The sequence below is a fragment of the Streptomyces sp. NPDC002467 genome, from assembly GCF_042889825.1.
Classification (GTDB): Bacteria; Actinomycetota; Actinomycetes; order Streptomycetales; family Streptomycetaceae; genus Streptomyces.
Genome location: NZ_JBIARJ010000005.1, coordinates 1 through 12,009, shown reverse-complemented (window position 1 = coordinate 12,009; position 12,009 = coordinate 1). Strand labels below are relative to the sequence as shown.

Annotated in this window: 9 protein-coding genes and 1 pseudogene; 5 read left to right on the top strand and 5 right to left on the bottom strand. The window is 71.1% G+C overall.

The window, feature by feature from the left end; all coding sequences use genetic code 11:
• The first annotated feature begins 1,142 nt into the window (after positions 1-1,142).
• A complete protein-coding gene (locus ACFYYJ_RS12315; RefSeq protein ID WP_389131409.1) occupies positions 1,143-3,212 on the top strand; it encodes a DHA2 family efflux MFS transporter permease subunit in 2,070 nt (689 codons plus the stop codon).
• 28 nt (positions 3,213-3,240) lie between these two features.
• Here ACFYYJ_RS12315 and ACFYYJ_RS12310 read toward each other — a convergent pair whose 3' ends face one another.
• Positions 3,241-3,738, bottom strand: a complete 498-nt coding sequence (locus ACFYYJ_RS12310) for a GNAT family N-acetyltransferase (protein WP_389131406.1) — start codon at positions 3,736-3,738, stop codon at positions 3,241-3,243.
• Between the two features lie 105 nt (positions 3,739-3,843).
• Here ACFYYJ_RS12310 and ACFYYJ_RS12305 point away from each other — a divergent pair, with 105 nt between their 5' ends.
• Entirely contained in the window at positions 3,844-4,239 is a 396-nt protein-coding gene (locus ACFYYJ_RS12305) for a nuclear transport factor 2 family protein (RefSeq protein WP_385128875.1), read from the top strand.
• Positions 4,240-4,388: 149 nt separating this feature from the next.
• Here the strand turns inward: ACFYYJ_RS12305 and ACFYYJ_RS12300 are convergent, their stop codons facing one another.
• Complete coding sequence (locus ACFYYJ_RS12300) at positions 4,389-4,718, bottom strand: antibiotic biosynthesis monooxygenase (protein ID WP_365179898.1); 330 nt, start codon at positions 4,716-4,718, stop codon at positions 4,389-4,391.
• 133 nt (positions 4,719-4,851) lie between these two features.
• Between ACFYYJ_RS12300 and ACFYYJ_RS12295 the strand changes: the two genes are divergently transcribed.
• Both ACFYYJ_RS12295 and ACFYYJ_RS12290 read left to right on the top strand, forming a co-directional pair.
• The gene (locus ACFYYJ_RS12295) at positions 4,852-6,870 is read left to right on the top strand and encodes a bifunctional glycosyltransferase 87/phosphatase PAP2 family protein (protein WP_389131401.1); all 2,019 of its coding nucleotides are present in this window, start codon (positions 4,852-4,854) and stop codon (positions 6,868-6,870) included.
• 179 nt (positions 6,871-7,049) lie between these two features.
• A complete protein-coding gene (locus tag ACFYYJ_RS12290) occupies positions 7,050-7,481 on the top strand; it encodes a hypothetical protein (protein ID WP_389131399.1) in 432 nt (143 codons plus the stop codon).
• A gap of 17 nt (positions 7,482-7,498) precedes the next feature.
• On the opposite strand, the gene ACFYYJ_RS12285 is transcribed toward ACFYYJ_RS12290, so the two are convergent.
• Complete coding sequence (locus ACFYYJ_RS12285; RefSeq protein WP_389131396.1) at positions 7,499-8,902, bottom strand: FAD-binding oxidoreductase; 1,404 nt, start codon at positions 8,900-8,902, stop codon at positions 7,499-7,501.
• A gap of 225 nt (positions 8,903-9,127) precedes the next feature.
• Positions 9,128-10,372, bottom strand: a complete 1,245-nt coding sequence (locus tag ACFYYJ_RS12280; protein ID WP_385134324.1) for a cytochrome P450 — start codon at positions 10,370-10,372, stop codon at positions 9,128-9,130.
• A 242-nt stretch (positions 10,373-10,614) separates the two neighbouring features.
• On the opposite strand from ACFYYJ_RS12280, the gene ACFYYJ_RS12275 reads away from it, so the two are divergent.
• Positions 10,615-11,784 (top strand): steroid 3-ketoacyl-CoA thiolase, encoded by a 1,170-nt coding sequence (locus ACFYYJ_RS12275; protein ID WP_384595042.1) that lies wholly within the window; start codon positions 10,615-10,617, stop codon positions 11,782-11,784.
• Positions 11,785-11,918: 134 nt separating this feature from the next.
• Here the strand turns inward: ACFYYJ_RS12275 and ACFYYJ_RS12270 are convergent.
• Positions 11,919-12,009: pseudogene (locus tag ACFYYJ_RS12270) on the bottom strand (lytic transglycosylase domain-containing protein); the annotation flags it as partial.

The window sequence follows — 12,009 nt, the reverse complement described above, 5'->3', positions numbered from 1 at the left end:
CCACGCGGGCCCGGCCGCTGCCCGGTGGGGGGGCGCCGGGGGGGGTTGGCCCGGGGGGCCCCCCCCGCGCGCACAACTCCGGGGGTTTTTCGGCCGGACTCCGGCAGCACGAACACCGCGAGGGCCGTCCCGCCGAGGGCTACCACCGCAGCGGCACCCAGCAGTAGCGGCAACAGCCGCCGGGGAGTCGAACCGCCGCCACGCTTCTCCGGGCCCCCGCCCCCGCCCCCTCCCCATCCCGCTTCCGCGTCGTCGTCGGCGGCGTCCGCGAACGCCGGGTACGTCGAGTACGGGGCGGTCACCGGCGCACCCGGGAAAGCCGCTGTTTCCGGCGCACCGGGGAACGCGGCTGCCTCTGGCGCACCCGGGAACGCCGCGCCTTCCGGCGCCATCGGGAAAGCCGCGGTTTCCGCAGCAGCCCCAGCCATCGGCACTCCAGCCCCCGGCGCCGCCCCCGCAGCCGGCGTCCCAGCCCCCAGGGCCGGTCCAGCCCCCAGAATCGGTCCAGCCCCCGGGACCAGTCCGTCCATCGGCGCCGCCCCGGCACCCGGCTGCGCCCCGCCCGGCATGCCTGCCGGGGCCGCCCCCGCCCCCGGCACCGCCGCCATCTGGACCGTCTCCGCAGCGTCTGGCTGCTCCTGCTCCTGCGGCTCCGCCTGCCCGTGTGCCTGCGCCTGCGCCTGCGCCTCCGCCTGCATCTGCCCCTGTGTGCCGTCCGGCCATGGCTGTGTCAACGGTGCCGCGGGTATCGGCGAGGGCGTCGCCCCCGGTATCGCCCCCGATATCGCCTCAGGCGTGCCGTACGCAGGTGTCCCGTACGACGGGGTGTCATGCCGGGGCTCCGGGGTGACCACGCCCGTCACCGGCTGCGGAGGCAGGGTGGGCTCCGGCTCGTCCGGGTTCGGCAACGTCACGTACGGGCGGATGCGCAAGGGGTTGAACCCCACATCCGGCGCACACCGGCAGCCGCTGCCGCCGACTACGGCGCCGCAATCCGGACAGTGTTCACCGCTCACTGGAATCCCTCCCTGGCCACTGCCAGCGATTATCCAGACGCGTCAAGGCCCTCCCAAGCGCCCGAGAGGCCATAACCGGACACACCGCTCACGATGGAGATGTTGATCCGGCCTGAGGAGGAGTCGATGACTCAGGATGTGACCAAGGAGTCCAGGGACCCCGGTCCCGGCCCGCAGAACCCCGGACCCGCGGCCGAGCACGCGTCCCGCGAGGTACTCGTCTCCATCGGCGCGCTCCTCCTGGGCCTGCTCATCGCCGCGCTCGACCAGACCATCGTCTCGACCGCCCTGCCCACCATCGTCAGCGACCTCGGCGGCATGGCCCATCTGTCCTGGGTCGTCACCGCCTACATGCTCGCCTCCACCGCGGCCACCCCGCTGTGGGGCAAACTCGGTGACCAGTACGGTCGCAAGAAGCTGTTCCAGTACGCCATCGTCCTGTTCCTCATCGGCTCCGCCCTCTGCGGTCTCGCCCAGGACATGCCGCAGCTCATCGGCTTCCGCGCCCTGCAGGGCCTGGGCGGCGGCGGGTTGATAGTGCTGTCGATGGCGATCGTCGGCGACATCGTCCCTCCCCGTGAACGCGGCAAGTACCAGGGCCTCTTCGGTGCCGTCTTCGGCGCGACCAGCGTGCTCGGCCCGCTGCTCGGCGGCCTGTTCGTGGACAACCTCTCCTGGCGCTGGGTCTTCTACATCAACCTCCCCATCGGTCTCGTCGCGCTCGTCGTCATCGCCGCCGCCCTCCACATCCCGGCGCGACCCTCGAAGCACACCATCGACTACCTCGGCACCTTCCTCATCGCCTCCGTCGCCACCTGTCTCGTGCTCGTCGCCTCCCTCGGCGGCACCTGGGGCTGGGGCTCGGCCCGGATCATCGGCCTCGCCGTCCTCGGCGCCGTGCTGCTCATCGCCTTCGTCCTCGTGGAGCGGAAGGCCGTCGAACCGGTCCTGCCGCTGAAGCTCTTCCGCATCCGCACCTTCACCCTCTGCTCGGTGATCAGCTTCATCGTCGGCTTCGCCATGTTCGGCGCGATGGTCTACCTGCCGACCTTCCTCCAGGTCGTCCAAGGTGTCTCACCGACCATGTCCGGGGTCCACATGCTGCCGATGGTCATCGGCATGCTCATCGCCTCCACCGGATCCGGCCAGATCGTCAGCCGCACCGGGCGCTGGAAGGTCTTCCCGATCGCCGGCACCGGCGTCACCGCCATCGGCCTGCTCCTGCTGCACCAGCTGGAGCGCACGAGCTCCACCTGGGAGATGAGCGCCTACTTCTTCGTCTTCGGCGTCGGACTCGGCCTCGTCATGCAGGTGCTCGTCCTGGTCGTGCAGAACGCCGTCAGCTACGCCGACCTCGGCGTCGCCACCTCCGGTGCCACCTTCTTCCGCTCCATCGGCGCCTCCTTCGGCGTCGCGATCTTCGGCACGGTCTTCACCAACAAGCTCGACGGGAAGCTGGTCGCCACCCTCACCGGTATCCCGCTGCCGGCCGGCACCAGCGCCGAACGGCTGGAGGCCGACCCCCGCGCGATAGCCTCCCTCCCCGCCGACCTGCAACCCCGGGTGCTCGACGCCTACGCCTCCGCCATCACGGACGTGTTCCTCTACGCCGTGCCCGTCGTCCTCGTCGCCTTCCTCATCTCCTGGTTCCTGAAGGAGGACAAGCTCCGCGCATCCGTGACCGCGCCCGACGTCTCCGAGACCCTCGCCTCCAACCCGGTCCAGCGCTCATCCCGTGACGAGGTGGCCCGTGCACTGTCGGTCCTCGGGACCCGGGAAGGGCGCCGCCACGTCTACGAGAAGATCACCGAGAAGGCCGGCTACGACCTGCTGCCCGCCTCCAGCTGGCTGCTGCTGCGGATCAACAAATACGGCTCCGCCGAACCCGCCCTCCTCGCCGAGCGCACCAGCGTCCCCCTGGCGACCATCACGGACGCCGCCCGCCAGGTCGAGGAACGACATTTCGCCGTCCGCGACGGACTGCCGCTCGTCCTCACCGACCAGGGTCGTGAAGCCGCCGTCAAGCTCTCCGCCGCCCGTCAGGAATCCCTCGCCGAACTGCTCGGCGACTGGTGGGGTCCGGACCGCCCGACGGACTTGGACAAGCTGGTGCGCGAGATCAACGCGGAGCTGTGCGGATGCGACGCCGAGGAACCCCACGAAGGCCTTCCACGGCGGGACCACGCCGCTCCCTAGGCCGTACCGCCGCCCACACCGGCCGTACTCAGACGAGGCGCTTCTCGAACCAGTGCTCGGCGTACGGGCCGTCGTTGTAGGCGGGTATTTCCAGGTACCCGTGCCGCGCATACAGCGCCCGCGCCTCCACGAGATCCGACCGGGTGTCCAGCCGGACCCGCTCCGCACCCAGCGCGCGGGCCTCCGACTCCAGCACCTCCAGCAGCGCCGCCCCGCCGCCGGTACCGCGGGTGCGCGTGTCGACGTACACCCTCGTGAGCTCGGCGGTCACCGGGTCGAGCAGCCGCAATCCGCCGCACGCCAGCGGCTCGCCCGCCAGCCGGCCGACGACGAACTGGCCCGTCGGCGGGGCCAGCCCGTCGGCCGGGAAATCGAGGACTCCCTGGTCGATCTCGGCCTCGGTCACGGACCGTTTCCAGTACCGACCGGCGACCTCCGCGTAGTACGCGCGCAGCAGGACGACGGCGTCCGGGGTGTCGTAGGGCTCGGGGGCCACGGTCCACGTCTTGATCGTGTTGCTGTTCATGGCGCCATTGTGGAGCGGTAGGAGGATCTCCCGCGTGGAATATCCACAGGCACGGACCGATGATGTGAAAAAGGGAAAATCGCCCACATGGAGGGTGTGCAAGCCATGTCCAAGCATCCCGACGCCGTCCTGGTCCGCCGCGGCTACGAAGCCTTCTCCAAGGGCGACCTGGAAACGATGAGCACCCTGTTCACGGCCGACGTCATCCACCACGTGCCGGGTGACAACCCGCTGTCCGGGCACCACAAGGGGCGTGAGGCCGTCCTCGACCTCTACCGCCGGCTCGGGGAGGAGACGAAAGGAACCATCACGATCGACCTGCACGCGGTGCTGGCGGACGGACGCGGGCACGTCATGTCGTTCCACACGCTGAAGGCCGACCGCGGCGACCGGGGCATCGAGGTCCAGGAAGGCCTCTTCTTCACGATCGTCGGCGGCAAGATCACCGACATCGACGAGTGCACCCAGGACATCGACGAGGAAGACGCCTTCTGGAGCTGAGCTGCGCAGCGAGCGGCGCGGCGAAGAGGCAAAGAAGAGACAAGCGACGAAGAAGGGACGAAGAAGAGAAGAGGCGAGGAAGAGACGGACGGGAGGCCCGGGGCACAGGCCCCGGGCCTCCCGTCCGCGTTCCGGCGTGTCCCGCCGACTCAGGCCTTCTTCGGAGCCGCCTGCTGCACGACCTCGAACGACCACACCGAGGACCCAGAAGCCGCCGGCTTCGGACGCTCGCCGCCGCCCTCGCCGCCGCCCTGGTGCGCCGCCTTCATCGGCCCCTCCATCCACGCCTGGAAGTCCTCCTCGGACCGCCACCGCGTGTACACGAGGTACTGGTCGGTGCCCTCCACCGGACGCAGCAGCTCGAACCACTCGAACCCGTCCGAGGACTCCACGGCCCCGGCCCGGGAGGCGAACCGCTGCTCCAGCACCTCCCGCTGCTCGGCAGGTACGGTCAGCGCGTTGATCTTCACGATGCTCATGCGGGCCATCCTAGGTATCCGACCCGGGATATCGTCGTCCGGGTAATGAACAGCGCGGTATGAAACGCGGTATGAAACGCGGCAGCCAGGCGAAGTCGGGGTTGCGGTCAATTGGGCGGGAGGCCGGCGAGGCGTGGCTAACGCGGCGGAGCACAGTGGTGGACACGGACATGCCGGAGTCATAGGCGGTAGCGGCAGGCTCGCGGCCGCGCGCCTGCTCCTGTGGGCGCTGGCGGGCGTGCTCGCCGTCAGACAGGCCGCCGCCGTGCTGCGCGTGCCACCGGGCGAGTGGTTGAGCGGGTTCCACCTCCCCGGCAGCCTGCCCGGCACGCTGTACGACACCGGCCAGTTCACCGGCACGCCCTTCGCCGGGCTGGTGCTGAAGCCGTTCACCGCCCTCGCCGCGCCCTCGCTGGAACTCGCCTGGACGACCGTGACGCTGCTGTTCGTGGCCGCCATCGGGCTCGTCGCAGCGCGCGGCCTGCCCGATCCCGTGCCGCGCCGCACCGCGCTGCTGGCCGCGCCCGTGCTGACCGCGCTGCTGATGGTCTCGCTGCCCGTACGCGAAGCCGCCTCGCCCGGTCAGACCGCCGTGCTGCCCGTGCTGCTGGTGCTCCTGGCCGTGTTCCGCGTGCCCGGCGAACGCCCGGCCGGATTCCTCCTCGGCCTCGCCGCCGCCCTCCAGCCCGCCCTGCTGCTGTTCGCCCCGCTGCTGTGGCTCGCCGGACGGCGCCCGACCGCGCGCTCCGCCGCCCTGACCTTCGCCGGAGCCACCGCGCTGTCCTGGGCGGCGCTGCCCCGCGACTCCTGGACGTACTGGGTGCGGCACCTGGCCGGCACCGGACTCGGCGGCGCCCCCGACGGGCTCGCCAACCAGTCCCTGCACGGCGCGCTGCTGCGCTTCGGCCTGACCGGACCGGTCGAGATCCTGCTCTACCTCGCCCTCGCCGGCGCCGTCGGCTACTTCGGGCTGCGCCGCGCGGCCCGCTACGCGCGCGACGGCCAGATGCTGCTCGCCGTCGCCATCACCGGCTGCGTGGCCGTCGCCGTGTCCCCGACCGGCTGGCGCCACCAGCTGCTGTGGGTGCTGCTCGCGATGGCCGGCAAGGTCGGCCGGCGGGCCGCCGACCGGCCCGTGTGGCCGGTCGCCGTCGTCCTGGCCATGACCCTGCCGAGCGACGTACTGCTGCCGAACCTGGTCGCGCTGGCGCCCGTACGCGACAACGTGCTGCTCCTGACCGCGCTGGCGGCGGCCTGCGCCGTGCCGTTCCTGCCGCGCACCTCGCCGTACTGGCGGGAGCCCGTCCCCACCGACTACGGCCGCCCGGCGGCCGCCCGATGGGCGCGCGTGCCGCTGCTGCCGTTCTGGCGGCGCGTGCTGTCCCGCCCGAACCTGCTGCTGGAACTGCTGCTGATACGGGTCGGATACTCCCTGTACTCCCACATCCGGGCCGCGGCGCCCACGAGCCGCTCGCTCGCCGAGGGCAACGGCAGCCAGATCCACGGCATCGAGAAGGCGCTCGGCATCGACATCGAGCACGCCGTGAACCACGCCGTGGTGAACACGCCCTGGCTGGAGGCGTTCTTCAACTTCTACTACACCTCCTTCCACTTCGTGATCCCGCTGACGATCCTGGCGGTGCTGTACTGGCGGCGCCCCGGCGACTACCGCTGGGCCAGGGCCTCCCTCGGCCTCGCCACCGTCCTCGCGCTCATAGGCTTCTGGCTCTACCCGCTCGCACCGCCGCGCCTCATGCCCGGGCTCGGCTTCATCGACACCGTGCACGGGCCGCAGGACCTCGCGAACCCGTCGTACGGGGCGATGACCGCGATCTCCAACCAGTACGCGGCGATGCCCTCGCTGCATTTCGGCTGGTCGCTGTGGTGCGGGATCGTGATCGTGGTGCTGGCGCCGAAGGGCTGGCAGAAGCTGCTCGGGGTGCTGCACCCGCTGATCACGGTGTGCGCGATCGTGGCCACCGCCAACCACTGGGTGCTGGACGCCGTGGGCGGGGCGGCCGTGGTCGCCGCCGGCTTCGGGCTCGTGTACGTGCTGTCGGGGCCGCGCCGGCTCCAGCTGGCGGTGCCGGCGCAGCGGACCGGAGCCTTGGAAGCCACGGATACGCAGGTCAAGGCCGCCGCCCGGAGCTAGGGCGAGGTCGGTGGCCGTCCGGTGCCGATGGGGGCACCGGACGGCCGGATCCGTGCCGGTGCACGGGTCCGTGGCCCTGGACGGATCCGTGGCCCGTCCGGGTGGCTTGTCGACCCCGTCGGAAGAGTCATCGCCGGTGTCGGATTGCGACGGGCAGGCAACCGTGTGTCACTCGTCGCATGATCAGACACCTGACGCGTGCGTTCTGCGCCGCCGCCCTCACGATCGCCCCGCTCGCCCTGACCGTGACGCCCGCCCACGCCGTGGCCTCCTGCACGGTCAACGGCCGTCCCGTGACCGGTACGACCGTCAACGGGACCGCCGGAGCCGACCTCATCCTCTGCGGCGCCCTCGCTCCGGGCGACCGGGTCGACGGCCTGGGCGGCAGTGACCTCATCGTCATCACCGGCACCGTCGCGGGCACCGTGGCCGGTGGCGCGGGCAGCGACCAGATCACGGCCAACGCCGGTGTCGCCCCGACCGGCCAGGTCCTCGGCGGCGATGACAACGACCTCGTCCGCGTCGGCCCGAACGCCGGACTCGTCGACGGCGGAACCGGGGTCGACCTGTGCCGGGTGGCTTCGGGCAACCCGCCCGTCAACTGCCCCTGACCCCCCAAAGGCAGGCCCTAGGCCGGAGGGATGTTCTGGTTGAGGCGGAAGAGGTTGCCCGGGTCGTAGCGGCGTTTGAGTTCCTGCAGCCGCCGGTACTTCTCGGGCCCGTACGCCTCGCGCACCCGGTCCTCGCCCTCCTCCATCAGGAAGTTCGCGTACACGCCGGTCTGGTGCGGGGCGAGCGCCGACCACAGGCCGCGCGCCCACTCCCGCTCCCGCTCGAAGCCCTCGGCGCCCTCGCACGTGCCGTTGATGTTGAAGGTGTGGCCCGCGGTGCGCGCGCCGAAGGCCGTCTCCGCCTCGCCGACGCGGCCGATCGCGCCGCCCAGTTGGAAGATCGGGAAGGCGGTCAGCGGGGACACGATCCGTGCCGCGTGCTCGGCGGTGACGTCGATGACCTCGTCGCCGAGCCGGTCCACGTCGCAGGACTTGAAGTAGTACCAGCGGCCGTGCGGGAACGACGGGTCGAACATCGCCTGGTGGTCGACGAACGGCTTCGGCGCGCACAGGTCCATCACCGGCGGCGGCCCCCACGCGCGCAGCGGCCGCAGTACTCGCTCGCCCTCCTCGACCCGCCCGGCGTAGCAGCACACCACCATGACCACCGGTTTCCCGTGCAGCTCCGGCGGGACGAACGGCAGCGGCGGCGCCTTGCGGTGCACCACCGCCGTGGTCAGGTCGTCCGGTACGTCGGTGATCCACTCGCGGTAGAAGCGCAGCAGGCGCGCCGAATCCGCCATGTGCCAGGCGATCGGGCCGGCCAGTACGACGGGCCCGACCGGGTTGAGCCGGAACTCGAACTCCGTGACGATGCCGAAGTTGCCGCCGCCGCCCCGCACCCCCCAGAAGAGGTCCGGGTTGTCGTCCGCGCTCGCCTTCAGGAGGGTGCCGTCCGCGGTGACCAGGTCGACGGAGAGCAACTGGTCGATGGTGAGGCCGTACTTGCGCATCAGCCAGCCGATGCCGCCGCCGAGGGTGAGTCCCGCCAGCCCCGTGTGGGTGACGATCCCGGCGGGCACGGCCAACCCGAAGGCCTGCGTCTCGTGGTCCAGTTCGCCGAGCAGCACCCCGGCCTGGGCCCGCACCGTCCGGGCCTCGGGGTCGACCCGGATCCCCTTCATCAGGGAGAGGTCGATGACGATCCCGTCGTCGCAGACCGACTGCCCCGGGAAGCTGTGTCCGCCGCTGCGCACCGCCAGGGGCAGTCCGGCCGCGGGCCCGGAGGGGCCGGCGCACCGGACCGCGGCGATCACGTCGGCGGCGCCGGTGCAGTGGGCGATGAGGGCGGGGCGGCGGTCGACGGAGCCGTTCCAGACCCGGCGGTCCTCCTCGTAACCGTCGTCGCCGGGCCGCACGAGCGGTCCCCGGAAGGCCTTGGCGAGCGCGTCGTACGCGGTGTCTGACATGGCGGCTGACATGGCGGCTCCCTCGCCCGGAGTGACGGCGGGTGGCGGCGGAACGCCGACGGGGTGCCGGGGCGACTGGCAGTCCGCCCCGGCACCCCGTCGGTGGATCGCCGCGTCCTGTCAGGATCCGCCGGTCGTGACCGCACCGCCACTCGGGGCCGGCGCGGATTCGGGTGCCGACGGACGGCAGGGGCCGGGGCGTGGGAGGAGGAGGCCCCTGCCGTCCTGGTTCACGGGTCAGCCGTGGCTGACCCGGAGCTCCTTGATGCCGTTCAGCCACGCCGCGCGCAGCCGCCGCGGGGCGTCGCCGGTCAGGCGCAGGTCGGGCAGGGCGTCGGCCAGCGCGTTGAAGATCAGGTCGATCTCCAGGACGGCCAGGGACTTGCCGAGGCAGAAGTGCGGGCCGCCGCCGCCGAAGCCCAGGTGCGGGTTCGGGTCGCGGGTGATGTCGAAGGCGTCCGGGTTCTCGAAGACCTCGGGGTCGTGGTTGGCGGAGGAGTAGAACATCCCCACCCGGTCGCCCGCCTTGATCTTCTGGCCGCCCAGTTCGGTGTCCTGGGTGGCGGTGCGCTGGAACGACACCACCGGGGTGGCCCAGCGCACGATCTCCTCCGCGGCCGTCGACGGCCGGGTCGCCTTGTACAGCTCCCACTGCTCGGGGTGGGTGAGGAAGGCGTGCATGCCGTGGCTGATGGCGTTGCGGGTGGTCTCGTTGCCCGCGACCGCGAGCAGCAGCACGAAGAAGCCGAACTCGTCGGAGCCGAGGTTGCCCTGGCCCTCGGCCGCCACCAGTTGCGTGACGATGTCCTGGGCCGGGCACTCCTTGCGCTCGGCGGAGAGGTTCATGGCGTAACCGATCAGCTCCACCGCCGCGTTGGAGCCGACCTCCTCGGTGATCGCGTACTCGGGGTCGTCGTACGCGATCATCTTGTTCGACCAGTCGAAGATCTTGGCGCGGTCCTTCTGCGGCACGCCGATCAGCTCGGCGATGGCCTGGAGCGGGAGTTCGCAGGCGACCTGCGTGACGAAGTCGAAGCTGCCGTCCGCCGAGGCGGCGACGGCCTCCTCGACGATCTTCCGGGCCCGGTCGCGCAGGGCGTCCTCCAGGCCGCGGATGGAGCGCGGGGTGAATCCGCGCTGCACGATCTGACGTACGCGGGTGTGTTCCGGCGGATCCATGTTCAGCATGATCAGACGCTGGGCATCTATGGCATCACGCTGGATGTGCTCGTTGAACCGGATGATCGCCGTGTTGATGGTCGAGGAGAAGAGCTCCGGGTGCGTGGAGACGTACTTGACGTCCGCGTGCCGGGTCACGACCCAGTAGCCCTCGTCGTCGAAACCGGTGACGCCGCGGGGCTGCGGGCACCACCACACCGGCGCGGTCTGCCGCAGTTCCGCGAACTCCGGCAGCGGGACCCGGCTTTGGAGCAGGTCGGGGTCGGTGGCGTCGAAGCCTTCGGGCAGCGCGGGGCAGGACATCGGGCGACTCCAAAGTCTGACGGCCCATCAGATGTTGGCTCGAAGGTAGTAACGAGTTCTAGAAGTGACAAGGCTTGGCGCAGCACCTGTTGCGTGTGGAATCCGTGCAGGCCGCGTGCAAGACCCTTGCGTGGAGGGCTCCCAGGTCATAAAACTGCGGGGAGAACTAGAACGCGTACTAGTTCGGGCGGGGCCGCCGGGACGGCCCGCCGCGCCGGCACAGTGCAGGAGAGGACGAGCTCATGGCCGCGGAACCCGTCATCGTCGAAGCCGTACGCACCCCCATCGGCAAGCGCGGAGGCGCGCTCGCCAACCTCCATCCCGCCTACCTGCTCGGCGAGACCTACCGCGAACTGCTCGCCCGAACCGGAATCCAGCCCGACTGCGTCGAGCAGATCGTCGGCGGCACCGTCACCCACGCCGGTGAGCAGTCGATGAACCCCGCCCGCAACGCCTGGCTCGCCATGGGCCTCCCGTACGAGACCGCCGCGACGACCGTGGACTGTCAGTGCGGCAGCTCCCAGCAGGCCAACCACATGGTCGCCAACATGATCTCCGGCGGGGTCATGGACATCGGCATCGCCTGCGGCGTCGAGGCCATGAGCCGCGTCCCGCTGGGCTCGGGATCCAAGCACGGGCCCGGAAAGCCGTTCCCGGACGAGTGGAACGTCGACCTGCCCAACCAGTTCGAGGCCGCCGAGCGCATCGCCCGCAACCGGGGCCTGACCCGCGAGGACGTCGACCGCCTCGGCGTGCTCTCGCAGGAGCGGGCCGCCACCGCCTGGGCCGAGGAGCGCTTCAAGCGCGAGACGTTCGCCGTGCAGGTGCCCACCACCGAGGAGGAGCAGGCCGCCGGGCAGGGCATGTGGCGCCTGGTCGACCGCGACGAGGGCCTGCGCGACACCAGCATGGAGGGCCTGGCCCGGCTCAAGCCGGTCATGCCCACCGCCGTGCACACGGCGGGGAACTCCTCGCAGATATCCGACGGGGCCGCCGCCGTGATGTGGGCCTCCCGCAAGATGGCCCGCGCCCTCAAGCTCAAGCCGCGCGCCCGCATCGTCGCCCAGACCCTCGTCGGCGCCGACCCGCACTACCACCTGGACGGGCCGATCGACGCGACGCGGGCCGTGCTCGGCAAGGCCGGGATGTCCCTCAAGGACATCGACCTCGTCGAGATCAACGAGGCCTTCGCCTCCGTCGTCCTCAGCTGGGCCCAGGTCTTCGACCAGGACCTGGAGAAGGTCAACGTCAACGGCGGCGCCATCGCCCTCGGCCACCCCGTCGGGGCCACCGGTGCCAGGCTGATCACCACCGCGCTGCACGAACTGGAACGCCGCGACAAGGAATTCGCGCTGATCACCATGTGTGCGGGCGGTGCGCTCGCGACCGGGACGATCATCCAGCGGCTGTGAGCGCCTGAGCCCGCGAGCGGGCACCTCGAACCCTGTGGGATGGGATGCAGAAGGCCCCGGGGGCCGGACCTGGGGAGGCCGGCCACCGGGGCCTTCGTATGTCTGCTGCCGCGCGTGGTGCCGGTGCCGCCGGCTTAGTACCAGTGATTGGCGGACCAGAAGTTCCAGGCCTCGACGGGGCTGCCGTAGCGGGAGTTCATGTAGTCCAGGCCCCACTTGATCTGG